We start from the raw sequence: 26,295 nt of genomic DNA on the forward strand, positions 1-26,295 counted from the left end.
CGGTATCTTCAGTCCGGTAATAACGATAAAGGAAGAGCGGACAGTTATGTCGCAGTGGGCAGCGTGGGGTCAGTATCAGCAGTGGGGCAAGCCGGTGCGCTGGTTGGTTGCCGTTTTGCTGGTTATCGCGTTGGCCTTTGTGCTGGCCCAAACCTTCTGGTTGTTGTGGTACGGACCCAGCGAGCCGATTCCTTCCAATAGCAAGACCCGCTTACAGGTCTCCTCTGCCGGCCAGACTGTTAGTCTGAGCCAGTCCCAGGTAGATAGTTGGCAATTGTTCGGAAACTTCGAGCAGGAAGCTGCCACCCAGTCAGACAAGCCCACCGACGCCCCTGAAACCCGCCTGCGCCTGGAGTTGCTTGGCGTGTTCCAGACTGCAGATACCGCAAAGGCCTCCGCCATCATTGCCGAAAAGGGCAAGGAAGGTGAGTTGTACCGTATCGGCGACAGTATTCCCGGTAATGCCAGCCTGGAAGAGGTCTACCCGGACCGGGTAATCCTGCGCAGGGCCGGGCGTCTGGAAACCCTGCGCTGGTCTGACAGTTCCCTGGGCGGTGTCAGTCAGGTCCAATCCCGTGCCGAACCGGTGCAACGGCCGGCTGATGAGCAGGCCGTGAGTGAGGGCAGCGAGGAAGACATGCAGCGTCAGCGTAAGGCCATTATAGGCCAGTTAGGGCTGACGCCGGTGGCCGAAGGCGACAATCAAGGCTACCAGCTGGGTAGGCGCGCGCCCAAGCAGTTGATCAGTCAGGTTGGCTTGAAAAGCAATGATGTCATTCTCTCTGTTAATGGCCACGGGCTGGGAACGGAAGAGGGTGATCTGGCTGCGTTGCGTTCATTTCAGGAAACCCGGCAGGCCAGTATCGTGGTGCAGCGGGGTGATCAGCAATTCACCGTGAATTATCCGCCATAGTGAGTGGTTTTATGATGTCCTTTTTCAAAGCCTCGGCACTTCGAACACTGATTGTGGTGCTGTTGTCAGCAGCGGCGCTTACCGGCCAGGCCCAGGTTGCGGCCAGTGAAGATGGCAAGAGTTGGACGGTGAATATCCGCAATGCGGATATTCAGGCGTTTATCAGCCAGATCGCCGAGATGACCGGCAAGAACTTCGTGGTCGATCCTCGCGTTCGTGCCCGGGATGTCACCGTTGTATCCACCAAGGCGCTGACTGCTGCGGAAGTCTACGAGCTGTTTCTGTCCGTGCTGCAGGTACATGGCTACGCGGCGGTGCCTTCCGGCGACATTATCAAGATCGTTCCCAATACCACCGCCAAGCAAAGTAACCTGCCGCTGGTGGGCAAGAACGAAGCTGGTGGCGAAGAGTTGGTGACCCGAGTGATTCCGGTGGAAAACTCACCGGTGGAGGAGCTGGTGCCGGTGCTTCGTCCGCTGGTGCCCCAGTACGGTCATCTGGCGGCCGTGGGTTCAGCCAATGCCCTGATCATTAGTGACCACATGGACAATATTCGCCGCATGGAAGCGATCATCGCCAGCCTGGACAATGCCGAGTCCGAGGACGTACAGGTGATCAAGCTGGAGCATGCCTTTGCCGGCGACATGGTGAAAATGCTGGAAAGCCTGACCCCCCAGACTGGTGGTCGCCGGGGCAAGACCAAGGATGGTGGCGTTACCGTGGTGGCAGATGAACGTACCAATCGTCTGATCATCAAGGGTGACCGGATTACTCGCCAGCGCATGGCGCAGATGATCCGTAATCTGGATACTCCAGCCAGTGCCACTGGTGGTGTGCAGGTGGTACGGCTCAGCCACGGTGATGCGGAAGCGCTGGCCGAGTTGCTGAAAAATTTTGCCGAGGGCGCCTCCGCCGCCAAGCCAGGCGCCGACGGTAAGGCCGCCGCGGCATCCATTACCGGAGACAAAGTGTCCATTCAGGCGGACAAATCCCTCAATGCTCTGGTGATACGCGCAGAACCGGCAATGATGAAAGAGATCATGTCGGTGATCAGTCAGCTGGATGTGCGCCGGGCACAGATTCTTATCGAAGCCGCCATCGTGGAAGTGTCCGGGGATACCGGTAAGGCGCTGGGCTTTCAGTATGTGGCAGGCAGTGATGAAAGCGGCGTCGGTGCGATCAATTTTGGCAACGCGGGCCTCACCATCAACTCTATCGTTCAGGCCCTGGCCACGGATGACCCGTCAGGTCTGGCCCTCGGCGATGGCATTACCATGGGCTTCGGGGAAGAGGACTCCAATGGCGATCTGAAGTGGGGTGCGCTGATTCAGGCCCTGTCCACTTCCACCGATGTGAACCTGCTCTCCACCCCCAGTATTTTGACCCTGGATAATCAGGAAGCCTCCATTGTGGTGGGTGAGAACGTGCCCTTCATTACCGGCACCAGCACCAGCACCGGTTCCGGCGTGTCCAACCCCTTCCAGACCATCCAGCGCGAAGATGTGGGTCTGAGCCTGAAGGTCACTCCCCATGTGGCGGGCTTGTCCACCATCCGTTTGGAGCTGGAGCAGGAAAATTCCCAGGTAAAGGACTCCGTGGGCGAAGCGGCGGATATCGTTACCACCACGCGCAAGCTGGAAAGCACGGTGCTGGCGGACGATGGCGAGACCATCGCCCTGGGCGGCTTGATTCGCGACAATATTACCAAGACGGTACGCAAGGTACCGATCCTGGGTGATATTCCCCTGTTGGGCATCCTGTTTCGTTCAACCAGCAATTCGCGAGAGAAAAGTAACCTGATGGTCTTTCTGCGGCCGACTATCCTGCCGGATAATGAACGACTGTTGAGCATGACCCGACAGAAATACATGGGCATTACCGCCTTGCAGTTCGAATTGAATGGCAAGGGCCAACTGGAGCAAGTGGTGCGTAACCCGCTGCCGGTCAATCTTGAGCAGGTGTTCGAAGGTCGCCAAAAAATCTCTCAGGAATACCGGGATGCCTATGACGCCCGACAAAACGCACCTGAACAGGATGTTGAGGTCGAGGGCGCCGAGCAGGAGTAGTGTCGTAAAGGGTTGCAGAAAAACGCGCCTATCATGGCGCGTTTTTTTTGCTGCCGGCACAGGGGTGTCCGGCCGTATGCAGGCGTTGCCCTGTTAGTTGTCTTGCAGGTTTCGCAGGTTGGCAAGGACCCGGCGGCTGCGCTCCAGTTTTTTGTTCAGTTCTTCGTTATCAGGATAGAGCGGCGCTACCTGCTTCCAGATTCTGTAGGCTTCGCGATACTGGCCGCGGGCATACAGAGCTTCGCCGGTATTCATTTCTTCGCTGAAGCGGCGTCGGGCCCATTGCTCCAGGCGTTTCTGGTGATCGGCCAGCGCCGGGTTGTTCCGGTGTTTATTCAGGAAGCTGCGGGCAGCAAGCAATGAATCCAGCTGGCCGTTGCGCTGATAACGAGCCATCAACTGATCCGCTTCTGTAAGCAGAGCGCGATTGTGTCGGGCGCGGGCTCGCTGGCTGGCGTCATTGAGAATCTGTTGGGCTTTGGCCAATTGCGCAGAAGGAGGCTGATCTGGCGTCAGTTGGTGAGCGGTGCTGAGCAGGTCGCGGGCCAGCAGCCATTGCTGACGCTGGGCGAAATACTCCCCCAGACGTGTCAGATCGTTTGCCACAAAAAGCCGTTCCTCTGCTAGCTGCTGCTGTTCCTGTTTGGCGCGAGGCAAGTGGAAGCCGCTTAATTTTTCTGTCAGGCCGGCACTGTCCTGCAGGGCTTGGGCCTGAGCACGTCGCCGTTCAGCCAGCACCTGGTTTAACTGGTGTTCTTCCAGGCTGTTCAGGGCGGTCAGCATTTCATCCAGTGCGGAGGGATCTACCACCTTGTGGCGGTGATTCTTCACCAGAGTATGAGCCTGCTCCCAGTGTTGTTCGCGGCTCATGGCTCCGGCTTCAAGAATCAGGCGCTGGCGATACTGGTGGCTTGCCATAATGATGCCCGGGTATTGCTCCTGCAGAAGAGGATATTGATCATGGGCGGGGTGAGTATCTTCAATGATAGCGGCTGCGCGGGCGTAATTGCCTTCTGCAAGGGCCTCGCTGACCCGGCGCTCCGGGTTCCCCAGGGTGGCACAGCCACCAAGCAGGGCTACCATCACCAGGCCAGCCTTACGCACGTTGCGACTCCGTATTCAGTTTTGCCAGGAATTGGGCAATACGTTGTTCCATGAGCGTTTCCGACAGGGCGTGAACGCCATCGATGCGGAAGGTGCTCACCGGTTCGGCTTTGCCACGGATACGCATGGCGCCGTACTCGGTAGCGCGAACCCGCGAAGCGATGTTGGGGTTGGCCAGTAGTGTCGAGGCGGCAATGATCTCGTTGCCACCGGCCATGTTGGACAGGCGCGATGCCAGATTGACGGTATCGCCAACCACCGTGTATTGCATGCGCTCCCGCGAGCCCAGGTTGCCGGCCAACATGGCGCCGGAATTGATGCCGATACGGAATTCCACTGTGGTGTGGCCATGGGCACGGCGGTGCTCATTAAGCCTTTCCACCATTCTCTGAATCATGACTGCGCAGCACAGTCCGTGGAACAGGTGCTCGTCATCCTTCTCGGGTACGCCGAATACGATCATGGCGCAGTCGCCCATATATTTGTCGATGGTGCCACGGTAAAAGGTGGTGGCGGTGGTGATAGCATCGAAATACACATTGAGCATGTCGGCGATGGCATCCGGTGGGAGGGTTTCCGACAGCCGGGTGAAGCCGACTATATCGGCAAACACCACGGTGGCATGGACATCGCGGCCACCCAGTTGGACCTGGTCCAGGTCCGCCATCATGTTCTGTGCTACCGACGGGCTGACAAAACGCTTCAGTACCTGTTCCACCTGGTCTTTTTCCAGCATGCCGTGGGCCATGGTGTTATAGGCTTCGATAAGACCGCCGATTTCATCATTGCGACGATCCTGAATTCGATAATTCAGGTCTCCCCGGCGCATGGCGCTGGTGGCCTCCAGTAGATCCTGAATGGGGCGAGCCAATCGCCGGCTGATCAGGAACGAGGCGATGATGGCGATTACGCTCATGATCAGCGTGGCATTGATCATGGTGTCCTGCACTGATTCCCGGGCGGCCATGATCGGGCGGTCGGACAGGGAAATGGCTGTGTAGCCGGCTACCGTATCGCCCACATCAACAGCAGCATAGTAGGTGGTTACCGGTTCGTTCTGCAGTTCCCAGCGCTTGATCTGTTCCTCCAGCGGATCGGCGGCCAGGGGCAAAATGCCGGCCTTGTCGACCAGGTTGCCGCTGCGATCAAACAGGGCGGCGCCGCGCACGCTCTCACTGCGTGTCAGGTTGTTGAGTTGGACCTTGAGCAGGAAGGTGTCATCGGCGAGTAGGGGCTCCCGGGCCGTGTTGGCCAGCTGCAGGGCAATGGCTTCACCGAAGGTGTCCGCCTGGTCGCGCATGCGGTCGAGCTGATTGTTGAGCAGCAGGGAGCCGAGAATGGTCATGCCACACAGGATCAGCAGGGAAATGGACAGCCCCAGCTTCCAGGCTACTGGAAAGTAAGCAGGCACATAGGGAGCCAGCCACCCGCCAATGCGGGAGGGCTTCGTGGGGCTGGCTTGTCCTTGCGGCTCTGTCACGATGCGTCCCTGGTTGAGTCGTAACGGTCACTTTGCACGCTTGTCAGCGGCGGACCATGCTGTCAAATTCACAGTCCGCCCCGGGCGAATTAACGGGCCCGGAATGGCGCTGCGTCGGCTAAGACCGCGGCAGTGGCGCAGAGTTCTTGTTCTTTTTGCGCTTATGCTGAATCACAACAATGGTCAAACGAATATGCTAACAATAGCACTTTCGTCGTGCCGGGTAAGTAGTTGTCTATGCTGACTGGCTGAATTGGAATCGGGAAGAGAGAGTATGGCATTTATGCGTGAGCGGCAGCTTGCTGCCAATGGCCTGGATTTTTTTGTAGCGGAGGCTGGGGAGCCGGGAAACCCTTTGGTGTTGTGTCTGCATGGTTTTCCGGAATGTTGGGCTTCCTGGCGCTATCAGTTACCGGTACTGGCCCAGTCCGGTTACCACGCGGTGGCGCCGGATCTGCGCGGCTACGGCTACACCGGAGGCCCGGCGGAGGCGGATAGTTACCGTCAGAGCGTGCTGGTGGAGGACGTGGTCGCCCTGATCCGGGCATTGGGGCATGAATCGGCAATCCTGGTCGGGCATGACTGGGGGTGCGCACTGACCTGGCAGGTGGCGCGCCGCTACCCGCAAATGATTCGTGCCGTAATCGGCATGTCGGTGCCCTATGGCGGGCCTGCCCCGGAGGCACCCACCGAGTCAATGCGGCGGCTGTTCGAAGACCGCTTCTTCTACATGCTTTATTTCCAGAAGCCGCAACTGCCTGAGCAGGAGCTGGAGGCGGATGTGCCCACCAGCCTGCGCAAGATCTTCCACGGATTGTCTGCGGATGGTATCGCCGATTTCCGGGTGGCTCCGGACGACACCGGTTTCCTGCAATCCATGCCGACCCCCGAGCAACAGCCGCGCTGGATGCGTGAGGAAGACCTGGCCTATTACGTGGAGCGGTTCCAGCACAGCGGCTTTACCGGACCGATCAACTGGTACCGGGCCATGGATGCGTCCTGGGAGGAAAGCCGGGACGACGACAACTGGCAGCTGACCATGCCCACCCTGTTTATCGGCGGCATGCAGGACCCGGTGATCGTGTTCAGTCAGAAGGCCCTGCAACGCATGCCCGATTACATCCCGGATCTGCGCACGGTGATGCTGGACCAGTGCGGGCACTGGATCCAGATGGAGCAGGCGGCGGAAGTGAACCGTGAGATGATCGCCTTTCTGGAGGAAGTCGATGGCAAAGGCTGAACAAACCAGTAATTTTCACCGGGTGGCCGAGTTTCACCGCGCGTTTTCCCTGCCGGTGGAGCCGCAGCCAGTGGTGCCTGATGATGCCACCATCCGCCTGCGTCTGGCCCTGTTGCTGGAGGAGTTTCACGAACTGGCCGAGGCCACCTGCCAGCAACCGGATAAGGATCAACAGGCGTTTCTCGATACTCTGGCGGCAGCCAGAGAGCAGTTGGCATCGCTCAGAGGTTTTCGCGTGGACCTGGTGGAAGTGGCCGATGCGCTCACCGACATCAATTATGTGACCTATGGCGCCGGCCATACCTTCGGCATCGACCTGAATGCCACCTGCGCGGAGGTGCATCGCAGCAACATGAGCAAGCTGGGTGCCGACGGCAGGCCGGTGAAAGACGAGCGCGGCAAGGTGCTCAAGGGGCCGGCCTATTCTCCGCCGGCGCTGGCACCGGTATTGGCCCGGCAGGGCGGCAATGACCCGGAATAGCAGCCGTGATCGGCGATGCTCCGGGCTGTGAGCGTTGGAGGCTTGCCAAAGGCTGGCGCTTAGACTTGCAACGCCATCCCCACAGGCAAGCGATCAGTCAAAATTTCAAACGCGCCACCATGGGCGCTGTGTAGCACCCGTTCCGGTTGCCCGCGCCGGGACAGGGTGGCGGTGACGCCGGCCAGTTTGCTGTTCAGGCAGATCTTGTTGCCCCCTGGCGGGTTGTAATAGGTCAGGGCAGCCACCCGGTCTGCCATCGTGGCCATACTGATGTTTAAACGGGTATCACCGTTACCGGTCTGCAGGGTCCACTGGAAAGGGCGGTAGTGGGCGTTGGCACGCAGCGCCCGTGACAGGCTGTTGAACAGCAGTGTTTCCCCGTCCAGTCGCAGGGCGGCAATGGAAAGTTGAGGACTGTAGAGTGGGCCTACCTTCACCTGGGCGGTGGCGCATTCCAGAAAGGCGTCCGGGGCATTATCGAAGCCCGCTACCTGGCCCCAGGCATAGCGGTCGGTATGTTGACTGCCCCAGTTATGGTTTTCGCTGCCTGGCCACCGGTCCAGTACGAACGTTTCGCCGTTCAGGATAAGGCTACCGCTGAGGTGAATATGGGGGCGGCTGACCAGAGACTTGGCCTTGGGCAGGGGGCGTCTGTAGAAACTCTCCGGCAGAAACAGCAATGGTGACTCGCCGTCATCATAGTGCAGATCCCAGCTCAGTTGGCCGTTCCGCCCCTGCAGCAGCCCCTGCAGAGCACCAGGTTGCAGGTGGTTGTCGCCAGCGTCCACCTGCATCTGTGAGGTGCTGAAGCGGCACTGCTCCAGGGGAAATTCTTCCTTGAACGCACGAGTCTGCTGCCGGACGCCGTCGCTCCACACCGCCCACACTTCCCCGAGGGCCGGGCGTTGATCCCGGGCGCGGAATAGAGTGTAGCGAATCCAGATGGCCTGGGGTTTGTGCGGGTGATTGGCGCGCACAAACCAGGATTCGTAGTGGCCGCCTTTGGAGGGGGCCTGCAGGCCGTAGTAGGGAATCATGCGGGGCTCCTTGGTATGGCCGATCAGCGGGATGAGCCGACGCTCTGATCTTGCTGGTAAGCCTGCTGTTCGTCCACCAGGCGCAGGGCGGTGAACGGAAAGGCCAGCATGCTTTCCCGGTAGGCCACTTCCGCCTGGCCGATGGCCTGCCGGTTCCGGTAGACCGTCATCGGGCAGGTGATCAGCGAGGCCAGCAGGCCGTTACGACCGTACTGCTTCTTGCCCTCCACGCGCAGCGGGCCCAGTTCCGGGTGGTTGAAGGTCAGCCAGTAGTGGGGGCCGTTCAGGTGGATGGTCAGCTCCCCTTCGCAGTCGAAGTTCTGCCCGTCCAGGCTGACGGTGCCGCGAAAGTACCGAGGAGCACTGACGTTGAAGATGCGGGTAGTAAAGGCACGGATCTGGAAAGAAAAGGGTTGCTGGCGGCCCTGAGTATCCAGTTGCAGCCAGCCGCTCATGCGTTCCTTGAGTAACAGGCCCAGAGTCATGCGCATTCTCCTTGTGGTTGTGTGTGGCTGGAGTTCATATCGTTGAGCAGTTCCCCGGCCAGGGTGTCGGCGGCCCGGCTGGCCATGGCCATGATGGTCACCTGGGGGTTGGCACCCAGGCTGGTGGGTACGCTGGCGCCGTCCATCACGTACAGGCCCGGATGGCCGAATACCCGGTGATCGCTGTCGCAGACGCCATCCCGGGGAGAGGCAGCAATACGGGCGGTACCCAGCGGGTGATAGGCGCTGATCAGGAAATCCGTGGGTTTCAGTGGCGAGCGCAGAAAGCGTTCCAGCTCGGTGTGGTTATGGATGCGAACGATGCGATTCAGGCCGGGAATCAGAACCTGTTCGGCGCCGGCATCCAGATACCAGCAGGCCAGGGCATGGATGCCGCGTTTGAACAGGACGAAGTCCTTTCGGTTCATATGGTAGCGGATCAGTGGCAGGCCCCGGTGTGGGCCCCGACGAACCCGCCCCTCGCTAGTATCGCGGATCATGAAGCCGAAATAGGCGGTGTGCGGATAGTCTTCGGTATAGTGCACCCAGTCCTGGCCGACCAAGGGGTTGAGCAGGCTGTGGCCGGCCAGGGGAATGGTGCCGCCCTCGAACATCAGGCCCTGTTCTTCCCAGTCGGATACACCATAGCCCTGGGGGATGCTGCGGCTGTTGGCAAGATCCCTGTCCGGAAACAGGGCGTTGACTACTCCTGCCGGGTGCAGGGTCAGGTGGCGGCCCAGGTGTGGGTTACGTACTCCCTGTTGTTGCAGGAACAGGGGGGTGAACAGGCTGCCCATGGCAACAATGGTTCGCTGGCAGGTCAGGTTCAGGGTGATCGGGTGCCCGGCGGCGTTGATGCCGCGGGCGGTGACGCCGGTAATACGTTTTCCCTGTCGCTGCAGCCGCTCGGCCCGGAAACCGCTAAACAGGAAGGCGCCTCGTTCCAGTGCGCGCGGAATGTAGCTCACATTGGTGGACTGTTTGGCGTCCGTGGGACATCCAAACTGGCACAGTCCCTGGCCGTCACAGCCCTGGGCGTTGCGCATCAGCGGCTGGCGCTGCAAGAAGCCGTTGGCGGCGGCCCCCCGGTCGATGAGGTCGCCAATCGGGCCGACGGTCTCTGTGGTGGCTCGCTGAACACAGAGCATGCGCTCCACGCCCTCGAACCAGGGAGCCATGGCCTGTTCGGTGAAATCCTGCAGCCCCTGTTCCCGCCAGCGGGCCAGCACCGAGGCCGGGGTGCGCATGCAGGTGCCGGAATTGATGGTGGTGGTACCGCCCACGTTGCAGCCCACCGGCACCGGGATAATGGCGTTGCCGGTGGCCACGGTGGCCCCCCAGCTGCGGTAGAGCTTCGGGATCACCTCGGTGAGTTTGCCGTTGAAGTGGCTACGATCGTAGTACTCGCCTTCCTCGATGATCACCACGGCCAGGCCTCGGCAGGCCAGTTCGTAGGCCGCAGCGGCACCACCAGCGCCGCTGCCCAGGATCACCACGTCCGCCTCCAGGGTCATATCCTCTTCGCAGTCCCTGGCAGCGGTGATCTGCTGCTGCCAGCGGAAGGTTTCAATCTGGGCGGGCAGCTGCACAGGTTCCCGGCAGCCGGTGGCCTGCTCCACCTTCTCATCCAGCACATAGGCGGCCTTGAAGGGGAGAGCCAGCAGGCGCAGAAGTTTGCCGGATACCGGGGTGGCGGCCAGTTTGTCGAGAAAGCGTTGTTGCTGTTTGAGGCTGGCGCGGCGAAAGGCGCGCCCCCGCACCAGGCGGTGACGGTTGTCGAGCCACAGCAAGCCGGCTTTCAGGCTGCGCTGCAGGGCCGGGTGACCGGCCAGTTGCGCATCCATCTTGCCGAGCAGGGCGTCGGTATTTGCCGCCGGCAATGTCTTCCCGGCCGGAAACAGGGCGCGGCACAGGGCGATGGCGGTGGGGTGTTGGCGAAGTGTGAATTGTCCCATGGCTTCAGTGTAGCTGGCACAAGAAAGCGTGCTTGTCCTCAGTGACAGCCACCCATTGTGGCTGCGGACAAAAACCTTGATGTCGATCAAGGCGAGGGGGGCGGTAAGGAGAGAGGATAGCAGCGGGATATGATCCCGCTGCGTATGCTTCCGGTTGTCTCCGGAAACTCTTTGGCCCCGGTCTACGGGGCCTTTCTTTATGTCTCTTCAGATTGATGGCTGCCCCGCCGGCAAGCAACGGGGCAGCGACTTTCCGGTTATTGCTCGGTCTCCTCTGCAGGTGGATCTTCTTCCGGTTCACAGTCGGTACCCACGACCACCGCATGGGCGGCCACATAAAGTGGGTCGGCTTCCACCGGGATGGTGAAGTTCAGCATGCTGGTGGGTTCCAGTGGTTCCTGGGTGTTGCCGAACAGCCCCGGTGCATTGGTGGGCAGTTCTTCTGCCCCGGCGTAGACATGGGCCTCCAGCAGGCCGAAGCCTTCGAAGGTTTCATAGGTCAGATGCAGGAAGCTGCCGTCGTACGTGTAGCTGACGGTGCCCACATGGGTGCCCTTGCTGAGATCATGCTGGCCTGCGCCTGCATACAGATCCACGCTGCTGTCGTCACCGGGCAGCACGGTGATTTGCCAGCCCCAGTTGCCGAAGCCAAGTTCCTCGAAGGTCTTGTCACCAACGCCATAGGCGGTTTCAGCACCCGGGCATACCGGCGGGGGCGGATCGTCGTCCTCGCAGTCAATCAGGTACTCGCTCCAGGTAGCCCAGTTGCCTCTGCGCACGATGTTGTCACCATCGGCCCAGGCGGTTTCCTCCTGGGTGCTATCGCCGTCGGTCTTGCTGACGACTGCATGGGCAGCCAGAGCAACCAGATCGCCACATTCGGCGGTCAGATCATCCAGGGGTATCTTGAACTGGAAGGTGTCGGTTTCCAGGTCCTCGGCGACATAGGGGAACTGGCCGGGAATCGGGCTGCCGTTATTGGTTTGCGGCATGTCATCCAGGGACTCGCCGACAAACAGGTGGACTTCATTGAGCAGCCAGCCGCCGGTGGTTTCATAGGTGATGTAGAGGAAATGGGCATCGGTTTCCAGACAGACGGTGCCCACATCAATGGTTTGCCCGGCGAACAGGGTGCGGCAGGGTTCGCTGGGGTCAATCTTACTGGTTGCCGATCGTGCGTCGGCGGTGAGGCCGTTACCGGAACTGCCGCCACCGCCACAACTTGCCAGCAGGGCGGAAAACACAAATAGCCAAAAGGCCGTGAACAGGGATTTGGGGTGGGTAACCATGACCAGACTCCTTACTGGGTCGCGGTTACTGGCTCAACTGCGTGACTGGGTCAGTAAACCGTTGGGATAGACATAGGGGATAAACAACCTTTTTTGTGAGGTGCATCACAAAATCTAGCACCGTGAACGGGGCGTGAGAGTCCGGCGCGGGGCTGAATTTTTTTCTCAGTGTTTTCTGCGAGCGGGCTGGCTATTTTGTATGGCTTTTTCATTAGTGAAAAAAGCGTACATTTTGGCAGTGAACAAGAAAGAATAGCGCGGCTATGCAGTGCACAGAGAAAGAGGGCCACCGGCAGAAGCCGGTGGCCGGAGGGCGTGCTTACCAGTGAATGCCTTTGAAGAGGCGTGAGAAGGCCGCCTGTTCGCGGCGAATCTTCTTCGGGGAGCTTTCCTTGTCACCCAGGGCGGCGGAGGAATCCGAGAACAGCTTGTAGCCGGTATTCATGATGGTCTCGGTGACCTTGGGGGTCAGGAAGTGCATTACCTGGCCCATCACGCCCAGGTTGGTGGCGATGCGCTTGGGCTGGCGCACGATGGCGTCGCAGATCATGTCTGCCGCCTGGGCCGGGCTGATGGTGGGCACATGGTTATAGATCTTGGTGGGCGCAATCATCGGGGTACGCACCAGCGGCATATTGATAGTGGTGAAACGAATGCCCTCATGGGCCAGTTCGCTTGAGGCGCAGCGGGTGAACGCGTCCAGCGCTGCTTTGGACGCCACATAGGCGGAGAAGCGGGGTGCATTGGTGAGTACCCCGATACTGGAAATATTGATCACATGACCGCCGCCACGCTCGATCATCCCTGGCATCAATTGCATGATCAGGCGCAGCGCGCCGAAGTAGTTGAGCTGCATGGTGCGCTCGTAATCGTGGAAACGATCAAAGGAATGCACCACGGAACGGCGGATGGAGCGGCCGGCGTTGTTGACCAGCACATCCACGTGGCCGTGGTCGGCGATCACCTGCTGGATCAGATCATCCACGCTGTTCAGGTCCGACACGTCGCAGCTGTAGGCCTGGGCAGTGCCGCCCAGCTGGTCGATTTCGTGCAGGGTCTCTTCCAGTTTTTCCGCGGTGCGCGCAATCACCAGTACGGTGGCGCCGGCCCGGGCCAGTTTCAGGGCGGTTGCCTTGCCGATGCCGGAGGTGGCGCCGGTGACCATGACTACCTTGCCCTCCACGCGCTCGGGCAGGGTGGGCAAAGGTTGCAACTCATCCTTGCGGTCGCCGCGATCCGGGTCCAGATGGTTTTCCCAGAAGTCCCACAGTTGCTGGATATAGCCTTCCAGGTCCGGCACCTCGATGTTGCTGCCGGCCAGCGCTTCCCTGGCACGCTGGTTGTCGTACTCGGTGGGGAAGGTGAGAAATTGCAGGGCTGATGGCGGAATGTCCAGGTTCTCCAGTACCGTGTTGACCACCAGCTTCGGCGTCATGGCGCTGACGCCTTTCTTGACGAAGCCGGGGACGGCGTTGAACAGACTGTTATCCAGTTTCACCGGCCAACGGGGGGCCTGGGCGGCACCGGCAATGATGTCCATCAGCTCGCCCAGGTTGTAGCTGCGATCGGCGGTGAGGTGGAAACACTGGCCATCATGGTCCGGCTGGTGGGCAATGTGATCCAGGGCGTCGGCCACGAAGTCCACCGGCACCACATTGAAGTGGCCGCCTTCTACGCCAATCAATGGCATCCAGTTGGGTAGCACATCCTTGAGTTTCTGGATCAGCTTGAACATGTAGTAGGGGCCGTCGACCTTGTCCATCTCGCCGGTCTCGGAGTGACCGACCACCATGGACGGCCGGTAGATGCGCCAGGGCAGTTTGCTTTCCTGGCGCACCAGGGCCTCGGACTCATGCTTGGTGAGTAGGTAGGGGTCATCCAGGCCGGTGGCCTCTTCGAACATGTCTTCGGTAAAGGTGCCGTTGTAGAGGCCGGCAGCGGCAATGGAAGAAACATGGTGAAAACAACCTGCCTCCAGCTTTTCAGCCAGTTTCAGGGTTTGCCGGGTGCCTTCGATGTTGGTGTAGCGCTGGGTGTTCTCGTCGGCGGTCAGGTCATAGATGGCCGCCAGATGAAAGAAGTGATCCACCTGACCGGTCAGGTCATCCTGGTCCCGCTTGCTGACACCCAGCAGTTTTTCGTTGATATCGCCCTGGATGGCCACCAGACGATCGGCGTCCACACCCAGCCGACGACGCAGGGCGTCCAGCTTGTATTCGGAGCCGGAGCGCACCAGGGCAAAAACCCGGCTGTTCTCACGTTTGAGCAGACGACCAACCAGAAAACGACCAATAAAGCCGGTGGCACCGGTGACGAAGTAGTTCATTGCTTTCCCCTTTTGCTTCCCTGCTGCCCGCTGTAGGCAGGCAGTCTGTGTTGTAGCGCTAGTTGATGATGCGCCGTGAGATCGGTAAGAGCCAAATTTCTTGCCTTACAACTGTAAGGCGAATTCTCTTTCAGCTAACACTTGTTTGTCAAAGGTTATTATGTAACCAGTATGTAGTTGCGCGATGAGCGGGATTCATGGGAATATTTAACTAACACTCGTTAGTGGTAATGTTATGGCTGAAACAACACGACAGCGGCAGAAGCGACAAACCCGGGAGCGCATTCTGGAAGCCGCCCGCACCCTTATGGCCGGGGGCCGTGGCCTGGATAGTCTGGGGCTGCGGGAAGTCGCCCGGGAATCCGGGCTTGCCGCCACCTCTCTGTACAACCACTTCCCGGACATGGATGCCCTGGGACTGGCGTTGATCGACTCCTGCTGTTTCCGGTTGCGTTCAGCCATGGAATACGAGCGGCGCAGCATGATCGAAATCGGCCCGGCCCAGGCGGTGAAAGAGCTGGTGGGCCGTTTTGTCCGTTACCTGAACGACTATGAAAATGATTTTCGGCTGCTGGTGCAACAGCGCCTGGGCAGCCATGACCGCTACCGGATGCGTATCCAGCGGGAGCTGCAATTGCTGGTGGATGAGCTGGCTGAGGATGTTCGCCAGGCGGTGGCGGCCCAGGGACGCGAGCCGGTGCCGGCGGAGCAGGAGGCGGAGGCGGCCATTGCCATCATGTTTGGCGCCGGCATTTCCATGCTCGACAACACGGCAAGTGCTCGCAGAGTGCTGGCGGATCATGCCTGCCTGCAGCTGGAAATGATGGCCCTGGGGGGGCGAATGATGGCCCAGGGTATGCGCCTTTAACTGCCCGGCGTTGCCATCACTGGCCTTCTGGCGAGTACAAAAAACGGGCAAATGTGACGTAATTCGTGGGTTTTTGACAAAAAATGCACTAAAAATACGCACTAACACTTGTCCGCTTGCCACAGGAGGTGGCGATGCCCTTTGATCCCAGGGATCCCTACGACGCCGCAGCCTTGTACGACATGTGGCTCAATTGCAGTCGCTGTCCGGCCACCTTTGATTTCGAGCCCGGTGGTGACATCAATCTGGACTACTATCACCGCATTGGCCAGCAGGCGCGCCAGGACAATTGGATTGTGCTGCCTGCACGCAGTAAAGGGAATGAGCTGGTTTTCAACGTGCTTTGCCCGGCCTGCGCGCAACGTCTTGGTGTGGCTGGCTGTGATGGTCACATGGAACTTGCAGCCCCGGTGATTGACGAGATCTGTCAGGCCATGCGTGAGGCTTCTGGCGAGGCAGCCTGAGCGTTTCTGTCATCGTCCCCTTATGCATGGCTGGTTAGACTGGCGGGTAATTCAGAGGAGTTACCCATGAACGCCGATTCCATGTCCCTTTCTCATGCGCTTACCGAACGCCGTTCCGTGCGCGGTTTTCTCGACAAGCCAGTATCGCAATCAGAGCTTGAGGCCATTTTCTCACTGGCCCAGCATGCTCCTTCAAACTGCAATATCCAGCCCTGGCAGGTATGGGTGGCCAGCGGCGAAACCCGTAACGCTTTACGCGAGCGTCTGGTGGACAAGGTTAGCCGGGGCACCCCCTTTGCGCCGGACTATGAGAGCCTGCCCCGTTTCCAGGGCATATACAGAGAGCGACAGGTGGATTGTGCGATGGCCCTCTACGGCAACATGGGCATCGCCCGTGAAGACCGGGAAGGTCGTCGCCGGGCGGAGCTGCGCAACTTCGAACTGTTCGATGCGCCCCATGTGGCCTTTATCGGCATGGAGCGGGATTTCGGCGTTACCGTGGCTCTGGACGTGGGCATGTACGTGCAATCCCTGTTACTGGCCATGACTGCCCACGGAGTGGGTGCCTGCGCCCAGGGCAGCATGCGCTACTACCCGGATGATGTACGCGAACTGCTGGGGATTCCGGACAGCATCGCCATCGTGCTGGGTATCAGTTTTGGCTACGAAAACACGGATGTAGCGGCCAACCGCACCCGGGTCGGGCGAGTGCCCCTGGGGGACTCGGTGCGCTTCTGTGGCGACGCCTGAGCGGACAGTAGAGGCTGAATTGTGGTACCATTATTGTTTTACCGGCGCAATGGAACCCAATGATCATCGTCAAAGGCTCTTTCCCCGTGAAACAAGACCAGCAACCCGAGGCGCTGGCGCTGGTGCAGGCGTTGGCGAAATCCTCTCGGGGGGAGCACGGCTGTCTGGCCTACGAGGTGTACCTGCAGGCAGATGAGCCGCGGGTAATTGTGGTGTGGCAACAATGGACCGATCTGGATGCGCTGGAAATCCACTTCGGCTCCGAGCATGTGGATGCTTTTCTGGATGCTATCCCCGACATGATTGATGGTGAAGTGACATCCGCCCGCTTTGATGTCACCAGCCTGGACGGCGAACCCATCGTCGAAGAAGTGGCCGAAATCGCGCCGCTGGTGCTGGCGGACAATATTACCCTGCACTGATCTGCCGTTTCCCGATCGGCTGGTGTCGTAACCGGCCAATGCGTCACCCTGCAAGGCTGGGTTACTCTTGTAGCCAAGCGAAGCAGGAGCTTTCATGAAGACCCGTATCGACTCCGTCGAAGAGATTACCCGCAGTTTTGCCGGGCAGGGCTATATCTGCAGCGAGCAGATTGCCCTGGCGATCTACCTGGCTGCGCAGTTGCACAAGCCGGTTCTGGTGGAAGGCCCCCCCGGGGTAGGAAAGACCGAACTGGCCAAAGCGGCGGCGGCTTTTCTTGAGGCGCCGCTGATCCGCCTGCAGTGCTACGAAGGCCTGGATGAAAGCCGGGCCTTGTACGAATGGAAGTATGGCAAGCAGCTACTCTACACCCAGTTGTTGCGTGACAAGCTGGGGGGCATGCTTGCTGATACCGACAGTCTGGAAGCCAGCATGGAGCGGCTGGGGGATCTGGGCGAAGCCTTCTACAGCGATACCTTTCTGGAGCCGCGACCGCTGTTGCATGCCCTGCGCAGTGACGAGCCGACGGTACTGCTCATTGATGAAATCGACAAGGCGGACCAGGAGTTTGAAGCCTTCCTGTTAGAGCTGTTGTCCGATTTCCAGATTTCCATTCCCGAACTGGGCACGGTGAAAGCAAAGCATCAGCCGCTGGTGTTGCTAACCAGTAACGACCAGCGAGAACTGTCTGATGCGCTCAAGCGTCGTTGCCTGCATCTCTATATTCCTTACCCGGCGGCGGAGCTGGAAGCGCAGATTGTTGCTACCCGGGTGCCGGATCTGGATGCCCGACTGCGAGAGCAGCTGGTGGCGTTTATTCAGCACCTGCGCGAACAGGACATGAAAAAGTTGCCGGCTATTTCTGAAACCCTGGATTGGGCCCGTGCGCTGGTATTACTGCACGCAGACAGCCTGGAACATGCCCAGGTGGCGGATACCCTCAATCTTGTGCTGAAGACCGAGCAGGATGTCACCCTGGCCCGGGAGCTGTTACCCGCCTGGCTGCGCAAGCTCGGCAAGCGCTAATGCCAACTCGTCGCTTGTCCGAGTTTGTTCAGGCCCTGCGTGGGGCCGGGCTGCGGATTTCGCCGGATGAAGCCAGTCAGGCCATGGATGCGGCGGCGCTGGTGGGCTATGCGCAGCGCCAGCGTTTCCATGATGCTCTGGCCCTGACTCTGGTCAAACAGCAACAGGACAAGCCTGCGTTCGAAGAAACCTTTGCCCGTTTTTTTGAGGCGGAAGACCCCCGTTCCGATTCCCCGCAAGGTGCCGAATCGCCCATGCCGGCACCCGCCGCCGACCTCTCGTCCGCGCAGACTCCCGAGCAGCAACAGGCGGAAGCCCTGTTGGCCAGCACCCCGGATCAGTTGCAGCAGCGGATGGCGGAAGCCGCCGCCGAGATGGACTTCACGCAGATGGAAGTGATTACTCAGCAGGGGATTTATACTCGTCGCCTGCTGATGAATATGGGCATGGGGGCGGTGGATGACCGGGTGCTGCAGCTTGATCAGGGCAGTCCGCCTCAGCAGGCCCGGGCGGAGCAGTTACGGCAGTGGCGAACCCGGGTCCGTGAGCAGGCTGCGGCTCAGGTGCGGCGTCAGTTTCTGTTGCATGGAGTGGGTAAAGGGCGAGCGCTTCGTGAGCAGACCCTGCGGGCGGTGCCATTCCGGGATCTGAGGGAGTTCCGTGACGTGCAGGCGCTGGTGCGCAGGATGGCCCGGCGATTGGCCAGCCTGCATCAGCGACGCACAAAAACCAGTCGGCGAGGCATGCTCGATGCCCGCCGCACCATGGTGGCGAGCATTCGTCATGATGGTGTGCCGGCCAAACTGTTCTGGCGTCGCCGTCCGCCCCGCAAGACCCGGCTCATGGTGATCTGTGATGTGTCCAGTTCGGTGAGCGATGCGGCTCGATTTCTGCTGCAGTTTCTCTATGCCATGAACGACGTGCTGCCCCGGGTGCGCAGCTTCGCCTTTGCCTCGCGGTTTGATGAAATCACCGAGGATTTTTCTCGATATTCTCCTGAGGTGGCGGTGGGTCAGGTGCTGGATCGGCTCTCTGGTAGCGGTACTGACTACGCTGAAATGTTTCGGGCGTTTCAGGCGCGCTGTGAAAGAGAGCTGGACGCCCATACCACGGTGATCATTCTTGGCGATGCCCGCAATAATTACCTGCCGGATGGCGCGGAAACGTTGCAGGCGATCCGTCGTCGAGTCAAACAGGTCTGGTGGCTGAACCCGGAGTCCCGGAGTCGCTGGAACAGTGGTGATGCGGTAATGGATCGTTACTTGCCCCACTGCCGCCTGGCCCGCCAGTGTGCCACACTCAACGATCTGGAGCGGGTGGTGGACAGTTTGCTGGGGGCACTGGATTAAACGTCTGACGCTGGATAACTGGCGTCAGGCGCTATTGCGGGAGCCCTTGCCAGGATCACGCAGCACTTGTTTCAGTGTGGCCATCAGGCGAGCCTTGTTGATGGGTTTGGCCAGGTGGGCCACCATGCCGGCGTCGTGGCAGGCGTGGATCTTGTCCGGTACCGCGTGGGCCGTCAGAGCCACAATGGGTATCCAGGGCAGCCGGCCTTCCTGTTGCAGCTTGATGATCGAGCGGGAGGTTTCGAAGCCATCCATGTCTGGCATCTCGCAGTCCATCAGAATCAGATCGAACGACTGCTGGGTGGACATCAGCACCGCTATGGCCTCCATGCCACTTTCCGCCACTTCCGTTTCATAGCCCAGTTTCTGACACAGACCTTCGGCCACCATCAGGTTGATATGGTTGTCATCGACGATAAGCAGTCGGCCGCCGGAGAGGCTGGGTAAATCGCTGTCCTCGTTTTGCGGCAGGTAACCGCTATCGCTCTGTGTGCCGGGCAGGGGCAGCCGAAACCAGAATCGAGAGCCTTCATTCTGGCGGCTGAAGACGCCAATCTCGCCCCCCATGATTTCCACCAGCTGCCGACAGATTGCCAGCCCGAGGCCTGTGCCACCGTAGCGTCGGCTGGTGGAGCTGTCGCCCTGGTGGAAATGATCAAACAGGTGCTTGAGCTGCTCCGGGGCAATGCCGATGCCTGAATCCGAGACTTCGAAATAGACATAGTCTGGGTTGTGCTCATCCCGTTCGGCCCTGACCGTGATGATGCCGTTACTGGTGAATTTCACCGCATTGCCAATCAGATTCACCAGAATTTGTCGTAGCCGTACCGGGTCGCCCAGGCACCGTTCCCCCAGGTTGTGGTCAAGCTCGGTCTGCAGGGTATTGGAATGCACATGGGCCTTGTGCTGAAACAGCGCCAGGGATTCGCTGACCAGATCCGCCAGGCTGAAGCTGGTCTGTTCAATGGGCATCTTGCCTGCTTCGATACGGGAATAATCGAGAATGTCGTTGATCAGATTGAGCAGGCTGTTACCGGACTGCTCGATCACATTCAGGTTGTGCTGCTGATCTTCATCCAGGGGAGTTCCCTTGAGCATATCCACGGTACCGATGATGCCGTTGAGAGGGGTGCGGATTTCATGGCTCATGACTGCCAGGAATTCACTGCGTGCACTCAGTGCACTGTTCAGTTCCCGGGTGCGCTCATCCACACGTTGCTCCAATACTTCGTTGGCTTCGCGTTGAATGCGGGCGTTCTCGCTTTTCAGCACCGTCATCCTGTGAGCCAGAGCGAAAGACAGCAGTACGGCTTCAGTGAAGGTGCCCAGCTGCATGGCATTTTCCAGCAGCCAGCCTCCTTCCATCAGCTGGAAGGTTTTCAGTACGTAGAGCACCGTGGCGGTGGCCACGGCGGTGAAGGCGAGCAGGAAATAACGTGCTGGACTATAGCCCTTGATGATCAGCCACAGGGACAGGGCGATGGCAACAAAAGGCCAGGGCAATACGATGGCGGTTGACGCCTGAATGGAAAAATGAAAGTTGAGCAGCGTCAGCGGGGTGACGACCAACAGGGTGATAGCGCTAAGCAGCAGTATACGGTGAATGCGCGGAGCCCGTTTTTTCAGCTCCAGAAACTGGCTGGCAAACAGCATAGAGAATGCCAGTGTGACCAGGTTCAGTACAGGCAGGGAATAATGGTTCCACAGAGTGGCGTCAGGCCATAGCCACTGGTAGCTCAGGCCTTCCCGGGTAAACAGGTTAAGGCCAAAAGTGCCGAGGTAAAGCACATAGAGTAGATAACTTGGATCGCGGATAGACAGGAAAATCAGCAGATTAAACAGGCACATGGCAACGATCGCGCCAAAATAGAGGCCATAGAAAAGGGAAAGCCGGTTGTCATGGGCGTTGAAGGCTGCCGGCGTCATCAGGGTGGCAGGTAGCTCAATCACATTATTGCCCTGGGCGCGTAACAACAGGTAGTGCTTGCTGTCTGCGGGCAGTGTCAGTGGTGTCACCAGATGATAGTGGGACAGTTCGCGACTGGGGAAGGGAACCCGGTCGCCCATGCGGGAATGTTTGATCCGGTTGCCGTCTTTATCAAAGACGTAGATGTCCAGGTAATCAAGGTGGGGGCGCCCCACACGGAGAAACCAGTAGGGCATCGTGCTGTTGTTCTCTACAGCGATGAGGAACCACTGGAACCCGTTGCGAAACCCCAGAGAAGGATAGGCGGTGTCCAGAGGCTGGCCCTTGCCGGCGCGCAAGGCCTGCAATGCCATGGTCGGGCTGAGGGAATGGTCCTGATCTGCTAGCCATTGCATGCCTGCCGCGGCCTGATAGCTGTCGCGGTGATCCGTCAGAGTCAGTGCGTTGCTGTTCAGTGATAGAAAAAGCGCGCAGATAAGCGCTGCCAGTCGCCCTGCGGAGACGGTTCCCTTTGTCATTCCCGATCCTGTTATCGCTGTTATCCGGATGCGGCATTCGGACGCATTTTACAGAATTTACCTGACTGGCCGGAACCGTGCGTCGGACAGCGTCTCGAAAATAGTGACTAAGCGGAAAAGGAGGGCTGTATGAAAGTGATGATGCGCATGTTCTGGTGATGTCCTGTTCTCTGGTGGTGGCCTCGGGCGCTTTTTCTGCTGGTCCCTGCATCGGTGGTAACTACAGCCAGATCCAGCATGACAACGAGCAAATTGACAGCGATCCCCTGAAAATGGATGCCGCTACCATCCGTGCTGGTTTTGATTTCACCGATTTTCTTGCCCTGGAAGTTCCGGGTGGCACGGGCTTCGACAAGGAGACCCGTGGCATTTTGGATTTCGAGATGGATCATCGTTACGGCGGTTAACCAAAACTGGGGTGCCGGTGGGCGAGACCCTTCGCCCCTATGTGGTTGGTGGTTACAGCAGGGTAAGAGGTGAAGTCTCCGCCAGTGGTTCGGTGGTGGGAGTGAACGATTCCTTCAGTGAGACGGAAACCTTCGAGGATGAATCCTGGGGGCCGGGCTGGATCTCAATCTGACCGACACCTTGGACGGGAATCTGGAATACATGCGTTATGTGGACACCGATGAGGAAGAAATTTCCGGTGTCAGCGTTGGGCTGCGCTCCGCATTTTAATGTGGAGCCGGGCGCCGGACGTCAGTTGTCCGGCGTCACTTCCAATGCCCTTTCCAGGTTGGGCCGGAAAGCGGTATTGACGCCCAGTTTCATCATCGTCCAGTAGTGGCCGCTGACCACTCGTTCAATCAGCAGGCTGCGCGAGGAGGGCTGGAACTTCAGCATCTGCTCCAGGGGAGTACGTTTTACCTGGCGGAGGATGTCGGTATGCAGTTCCGAGCGGCCAAAATCGTAGGGCTTGTCATCGAAGGCGCGTAGCAACAAGGCAATCCAGGTGGCATAGAACTGGCCGTTCACCTGGGTGTCTTTCTTGCGAGCTCCCAGCTGCAGCAACTGGCTGTCCAGCTGATCCCACTGTTCATTCAGTGCGCTGCGCACAATATTCCGTAGCAGGTCAGCATCCTGGGGCGGCAACCGTTTTACCGCGCCGAAATCATAAATCACGATGGTGCCGTCCGGGCGAAAGGCAAAGTTGCCCGGGTGCGGATCACAGTGGACCGCCCGTAACTGGAAAATCTGCTGGCCAAGGGCGTCGAAAAGGCGCTCGCCAAGCAGGTTGCGGGTAGCCTGATCAAAGCCGTGATCGTCATCCGCCTGATCCAGCGCAATGCCGGTTTCCTGGCTAAGGGTCAGTACTTTTTCGCTGGACAGTTCGTCGAATACACGCGGGATGACCAGCCAGGGCTGGTCATTATGGAAATCGCGGAAGTGTTTCAGATTGCCCGCTTCCTGCCGGTAGTCCAGCTCTTCGTGGAGCTGGTTGCGGATTTCCCTGAATACGGCATCGAGGGCCGCCTCGTCCACTTTTAGCAGGCTGCCCAGGCGCAGGATGCGACGCAGATGTTTCATATCGGAATCAATGGATTCCTTTACCGCCGGGTACTGAACCTTGACGACTACGCTGTCGCCGTCATGGGTGGTGGCACGGTGTACCTGGCCGATGGAGGCTGCGGCGAACGGTGTTTCTTCAAAGTCGGCAAACAGCGAGTCCAGGGTGCCTCCCAGTTCGCGTTCCAGTTGTCGGCGGATCACGTGGAAGGGCATGGGGGCCGAGGCGTTCTGTAGCACCTTGAGCTGATCGCTGATTTCCTTGGGCAGAATGTCCTGCATTTGTGAGGCGATCTGTCCCACCTTCATGACCGCGCCTTTCATCTCTCCCAGGGTGGCGGCCACCTCCCGGCCGATATGCTGGAGCAGCTTTTCCCGGTCTGCGGCCTTGGCGGTATCCGACTGGAACCACCCCTTGACCTGATGGCCGGCCACCCGGGTCGCAATGGAGGTAGTCATGCCTGTCAGCCTGAACAGGCGGCTGGTGGCAGTGGTGGGGCGTTTGCGACGACGGTCGTCAGCCATGGAGTCCTCGGGTAACGCGATGGGATGGTCATTCTCGGCTCGTTGTGACCGAGTCAGCAGGTGCTACCAGACTCTAGCGCTTGTGCGGCGGGGTGTACATGGTGGGATGAAGCCAGAAAGGGAGGGGTGATGGATGGTTTTTTGTTAAACGGCAGGCAAAAGAAAGGGGCCCAAATCAGGCCCCAAAGGAGAGTACAACAGAATCAGGGAAACAGAATCAGCTACGTTTTTCCCCGGCAGAAACCAGTTCGTTGAACAGTTTCTCGCCTTCTTCACGTGCAGAGGCAACAGCACCCAGGCCGGCCAGCACGAATTCGTTGGTTTCTTCGGCTTTCTCGCCGCGCTCTTTCTTGCCGGCTTCTACCAGTTTCTCGTAGAGGGCCTGACGCTTTTCCGGAGCGGTGTCCAGCAGCTGACGGGCTGCCAGCAGGGCGCCACGACCGGCCAGCAGGGCCTTGGGCTTGCCTTCGGCTTCTTCACCAAACGCTTCGGTACCGGCTTCCACATACTTGTTCAGCAGCTCTTCAGAATTCTCTTCCGCTTTGTCGTATGCGCCCAGGCCAGCCAGGTACAGCTTGTTGCCCAGTTCTTTGGCACGGTTTACCAGAGATTCACTTTGTTCGCGCAGATCTTTCAGCTCGCCCATGATCAATAATTCCTTTACGTTGTCCGGTGAAAAACAGAATTTGTTGCAGCGGCTAAGTACGCTGCGTGTGACAAAGAGTAAGGATTTGGAGGGAAGTGAGGGCGGGGAACTGTCCAACAATTGGACATCTGTCGGGAGGCATTGAAGCCTCAGGATGTGATATCCGTCAAAGTCAGTAAGCCAAACCCCGCATGGTCGTTATTTATACTCATGCGTACACTGGCTAAAAAGACTGTACCGGCTAGAGAGAACATAATGATAGAAAAATTCATCGCCAAAGTGCCCTCACGGATCTGGGCAGATGGTCGACCGGCTCGTGCTCGCCAGTGGGAGGCGGAATTCAACGTGGCCTCTTGGGTTCGCATCGCCGGGTCGGCGGGGAAGGTGCAGTTGGTAGTGCGTTACATGGATAGCAAGGCCGACCGGGCCGTGCTGGTGGATACCGCTGATGTAGGCGGGGAGGGCAGCGCCCTGCTATCTGGCAGCATTCGCCTGAAACTGACTGCCGAAGTGGAGCAGGTACAAATCTCCCTGCGGCTGAGTGATCCGGCCATGAGCCATGTGGTGGAAGAGTTGTTCATGCAGCGCCGCGGTGCGGCACTGAAATCATCTGACAAGCTGATCTCCAACTACTGATCAGACAGGAAGATAGCTAAATCGGCGGCCTCGGTCAGACTGTTGTGGCGGCCTGGCGGTGTTTTGGCTATGGCCAAAAAAATAAACGCGTCAGCCCTGACGGCTGACGCGCTGCGGAAAATCCAGTCTGTTCTCCACCTGATCCTGTTCCCCGGTAACCGCGTTGTCACGGTTCACCAGGGATTCTGGCAGGCTCTGGAAATCCAGGCCGGTGAGCCGGTTCAGGTTTTCCAGTGCTGCTGTCGGGCGCAGTTTTCGTAATCTCAGAATCTTGCTCATGGCATGTTCTCTCTTGCTTGACGTTAGTAAAGCGAGAACCGTGCCAGCGTTGTGAAAATATTTTTATTGTTTTTGCTCAGTGGGTTACGGAGGCAATGTGAAAAAAATCACTGTGAAATTGGCGGAGCCCGGCAGCAAGTGACAATTTTGGTAACCCCTTCTCTCTCTCAGTCCAGAAAGAAATCCGGCAACAACTTGTCGTCGTCCAGATCCGGGTCCACCCGATAGCCGCTCAGGTCGCTGATGCCGGCGTCGCGCAATACCTCTTCATCAATAAAGAAGCGCCCGGAGGCCGCGTCCACCGGCCGGGTGAGAATGGTCCAGGCCGCATCGGCCATGATGGATGGCTGGCGGGCAGCCTTGACGGTGGGGGCGCCGCCGAGCTGGTTCTGTACCGCCGCCGTATTGATGACGGTTTTCGGCCACAGGGCATTCACCGCCACCTTGCCGGCATATTCGTCGGCCATACCCAGCACACACAGGCTCATGCCGTACTTGGCCATGGTGTAGGCCACGTGGCGGCCAAACCAGTGGGGCGCCATGTTCAGTGGCGGGGCCAGGTTGAGGATGTGCGGGTTGGCCGCTTTCTTCAGGTGGGGAAGGCACAGCTTGCTGGCCATGAAGGTGCCGCGACTGTTGATCTGATGCATCAGGTCGTAGGACTTCATGGTGGTGGCTTCGGTACCGGTGAGGGAGATGGCGCTGGCATTGTTGACCAGAATATCGATGCCGCCAAAGGTTTCCACGGCCTGGTCCACGGCGGCCTGGAGTTGCTCCTCGTAGCGAATATCTCCCACGCAGGGCAGGGCGGCACCTCCGGCCTCGCGGATTTCCTCGGCGGCGCTATAGATGGTGCCAGGCAGTTTGGGGTGGGGCTCGGTGGTTTTGGCGAACAGAACGATGTTGGCGCCGTCACGGGCGGCGCGCAGGGCGATGGCCTTGCCGATGCCGCGGCTGGCGCCGGTGATAAACAGGGTTTTGCCTTTCAGGTTGGCGGTGGACATG

25 protein-coding genes are annotated in these 26,295 nt (G+C 59.1%); 13 read left to right on the plus strand and 12 right to left on the minus strand.

Features of this window, described 5'->3' with window-relative positions:
* The first annotated feature begins 46 nt into the window (after positions 1-46).
* Positions 47-913: a type II secretion system protein GspC gene (gspC, locus tag KZ772_RS16255; RefSeq protein ID WP_290537500.1), complete on the plus strand. Its 867-nt coding sequence runs from the start codon at positions 47-49 to the stop codon at positions 911-913.
* Between the two features lie 11 nt (positions 914-924).
* Positions 925-2,979, plus strand: coding sequence for a type II secretion system secretin GspD (gspD, locus tag KZ772_RS16260; RefSeq protein WP_290537501.1), 2,055 nt, complete (start codon positions 925-927; stop codon positions 2,977-2,979).
* A gap of 93 nt (positions 2,980-3,072) precedes the next feature.
* Here the strand turns inward: gspD and KZ772_RS16265 are convergent, their stop codons facing one another.
* Both KZ772_RS16265 and KZ772_RS16270 read right to left on the minus strand, forming a co-directional pair.
* Positions 3,073-4,083, minus strand: a complete 1,011-nt coding sequence (locus KZ772_RS16265) for a hypothetical protein (RefSeq protein WP_290537502.1) — start codon at positions 4,081-4,083, stop codon at positions 3,073-3,075.
* Positions 4,076-5,563: an adenylate/guanylate cyclase domain-containing protein gene (locus KZ772_RS16270; RefSeq protein WP_290537503.1), complete on the minus strand. Its 1,488-nt coding sequence runs from the start codon at positions 5,561-5,563 to the stop codon at positions 4,076-4,078. Before KZ772_RS16270 ends, KZ772_RS16265 begins: the two co-directional genes overlap by 8 nt.
* 274 nt (positions 5,564-5,837) lie before the next feature.
* On the opposite strand from KZ772_RS16270, the gene KZ772_RS16275 reads away from it, so the two are divergent.
* Together KZ772_RS16275 and KZ772_RS16280 are read left to right on the plus strand one after the other, a co-directional pair.
* Entirely contained in the window at positions 5,838-6,803 is a 966-nt protein-coding gene (locus KZ772_RS16275; RefSeq protein WP_290537504.1) for an alpha/beta hydrolase, read from the plus strand.
* Positions 6,790-7,284: a nucleoside triphosphate pyrophosphohydrolase family protein gene (locus tag KZ772_RS16280; RefSeq protein ID WP_290537505.1), complete on the plus strand. Its 495-nt coding sequence runs from the start codon at positions 6,790-6,792 to the stop codon at positions 7,282-7,284. Before KZ772_RS16275 ends, KZ772_RS16280 begins: the two co-directional genes overlap by 14 nt.
* A 59-nt stretch (positions 7,285-7,343) precedes the next feature.
* Here KZ772_RS16280 and KZ772_RS16285 read toward each other — a convergent pair whose 3' ends face one another.
* The 5 genes from KZ772_RS16285 to KZ772_RS16305 form a co-directional block, all read right to left on the minus strand.
* Positions 7,344-8,321, minus strand: coding sequence for a hypothetical protein (locus KZ772_RS16285; protein ID WP_290537506.1), 978 nt, complete (start codon positions 8,319-8,321; stop codon positions 7,344-7,346).
* Between the two features lie 23 nt (positions 8,322-8,344).
* The gene (locus tag KZ772_RS16290; RefSeq protein WP_290537507.1) at positions 8,345-8,806 is read right to left on the minus strand and encodes a hypothetical protein; all 462 of its coding nucleotides are present in this window, start codon (positions 8,804-8,806) and stop codon (positions 8,345-8,347) included.
* Positions 8,803-10,761 (minus strand): GMC family oxidoreductase, encoded by a 1,959-nt coding sequence (locus KZ772_RS16295; protein WP_290537508.1) that lies wholly within the window; start codon positions 10,759-10,761, stop codon positions 8,803-8,805. The genes KZ772_RS16290 and KZ772_RS16295 overlap by 4 nt, the downstream gene beginning before the upstream one ends.
* Before the next feature lie 257 nt (positions 10,762-11,018).
* Positions 11,019-12,050 carry a hypothetical protein gene (locus KZ772_RS16300; RefSeq protein WP_290537509.1) on the minus strand — a complete coding sequence of 344 codons (1,032 nt, stop codon included), beginning with the start codon at positions 12,048-12,050 and terminating at the stop codon, positions 11,019-11,021.
* Positions 12,051-12,369: 319 nt separating this feature from the next.
* On the minus strand, positions 12,370-14,376 hold the full coding sequence (locus tag KZ772_RS16305) for an SDR family oxidoreductase (RefSeq protein ID WP_290537510.1): 2,007 nt from the start codon (positions 14,374-14,376) through the stop codon (positions 12,370-12,372).
* A gap of 235 nt (positions 14,377-14,611) precedes the next feature.
* Between KZ772_RS16305 and KZ772_RS16310 the strand changes: the two genes are divergently transcribed.
* The 6 genes from KZ772_RS16310 to KZ772_RS16335 all read left to right on the plus strand — a co-directional run bounded on the left by KZ772_RS16310 (position 14,612) and on the right by KZ772_RS16335 (position 19,253).
* Complete coding sequence (locus KZ772_RS16310; protein ID WP_290537511.1) at positions 14,612-15,244, plus strand: TetR family transcriptional regulator; 633 nt, start codon at positions 14,612-14,614, stop codon at positions 15,242-15,244.
* Positions 15,245-15,378: 134 nt separating this feature from the next.
* Complete coding sequence (locus KZ772_RS16315; protein WP_290537512.1) at positions 15,379-15,708, plus strand: hypothetical protein; 330 nt, start codon at positions 15,379-15,381, stop codon at positions 15,706-15,708.
* Positions 15,709-15,774: 66 nt separating this feature from the next.
* Complete coding sequence (locus KZ772_RS16320; protein WP_290537513.1) at positions 15,775-16,458, plus strand: nitroreductase; 684 nt, start codon at positions 15,775-15,777, stop codon at positions 16,456-16,458.
* Positions 16,459-16,517: 59 nt separating this feature from the next.
* Positions 16,518-16,880, plus strand: coding sequence for a putative quinol monooxygenase (locus KZ772_RS16325; protein ID WP_290537514.1), 363 nt, complete (start codon positions 16,518-16,520; stop codon positions 16,878-16,880).
* Between the two features lie 94 nt (positions 16,881-16,974).
* Positions 16,975-17,904 carry a MoxR family ATPase gene (locus tag KZ772_RS16330; protein ID WP_290537515.1) on the plus strand — a complete coding sequence of 310 codons (930 nt, stop codon included), beginning with the start codon at positions 16,975-16,977 and terminating at the stop codon, positions 17,902-17,904.
* Positions 17,904-19,253, plus strand: a complete 1,350-nt coding sequence (locus KZ772_RS16335) for a VWA domain-containing protein (RefSeq protein WP_290537516.1) — start codon at positions 17,904-17,906, stop codon at positions 19,251-19,253. The genes KZ772_RS16330 and KZ772_RS16335 overlap by 1 nt, the downstream gene beginning before the upstream one ends.
* A 24-nt stretch (positions 19,254-19,277) precedes the next feature.
* Here the strand turns inward: KZ772_RS16335 and KZ772_RS16340 are convergent, their stop codons facing one another.
* The gene (locus KZ772_RS16340) at positions 19,278-21,698 is read right to left on the minus strand and encodes a hybrid sensor histidine kinase/response regulator (protein ID WP_290537517.1); all 2,421 of its coding nucleotides are present in this window, start codon (positions 21,696-21,698) and stop codon (positions 19,278-19,280) included.
* Positions 21,699-21,856: 158 nt separating this feature from the next.
* On the opposite strand from KZ772_RS16340, the gene KZ772_RS16345 reads away from it, so the two are divergent.
* Both KZ772_RS16345 and KZ772_RS16350 read left to right on the plus strand, forming a co-directional pair.
* A complete protein-coding gene (locus tag KZ772_RS16345) occupies positions 21,857-22,105 on the plus strand; it encodes a hypothetical protein (protein ID WP_290537518.1) in 249 nt (82 codons plus the stop codon).
* Between the two features lie 17 nt (positions 22,106-22,122).
* Positions 22,123-22,278 (plus strand): hypothetical protein, encoded by a 156-nt coding sequence (locus KZ772_RS16350; protein ID WP_290537519.1) that lies wholly within the window; start codon positions 22,123-22,125, stop codon positions 22,276-22,278.
* A gap of 119 nt (positions 22,279-22,397) precedes the next feature.
* Here KZ772_RS16350 and KZ772_RS16355 read toward each other — a convergent pair whose 3' ends face one another.
* On the minus strand, positions 22,398-23,729 hold the full coding sequence (locus tag KZ772_RS16355) for an AarF/ABC1/UbiB kinase family protein (protein ID WP_290537520.1): 1,332 nt from the start codon (positions 23,727-23,729) through the stop codon (positions 22,398-22,400).
* Between the two features lie 217 nt (positions 23,730-23,946).
* Positions 23,947-24,375 carry a hypothetical protein gene (locus tag KZ772_RS16360; protein ID WP_290537521.1) on the minus strand — a complete coding sequence of 143 codons (429 nt, stop codon included), beginning with the start codon at positions 24,373-24,375 and terminating at the stop codon, positions 23,947-23,949.
* 255 nt (positions 24,376-24,630) lie between these two features.
* Between KZ772_RS16360 and KZ772_RS16365 the strand changes: the two genes are divergently transcribed.
* Positions 24,631-25,011, plus strand: coding sequence for a hypothetical protein (locus tag KZ772_RS16365; protein ID WP_290537522.1), 381 nt, complete (start codon positions 24,631-24,633; stop codon positions 25,009-25,011).
* Positions 25,012-25,101: 90 nt separating this feature from the next.
* On the opposite strand, the gene KZ772_RS16370 is transcribed toward KZ772_RS16365, so the two are convergent.
* Together KZ772_RS16370 and KZ772_RS16375 are read right to left on the minus strand one after the other, a co-directional pair.
* Positions 25,102-25,290: a hypothetical protein gene (locus KZ772_RS16370; RefSeq protein ID WP_290537523.1), complete on the minus strand. Its 189-nt coding sequence runs from the start codon at positions 25,288-25,290 to the stop codon at positions 25,102-25,104.
* 167 nt (positions 25,291-25,457) lie between these two features.
* Positions 25,458-26,294, minus strand: coding sequence for an NAD(P)-dependent oxidoreductase (locus KZ772_RS16375; protein WP_290537524.1), 837 nt, complete (start codon positions 26,292-26,294; stop codon positions 25,458-25,460).
* Between the last annotated feature and the right edge of the window lies 1 nt (position 26,295).

Origin of the sequence: Alcanivorax sp., from assembly GCF_019431375.1 — a bacterium.
GTDB lineage: Bacteria > Pseudomonadota > Gammaproteobacteria > Pseudomonadales > Alcanivoracaceae > Alcanivorax > Alcanivorax jadensis_A.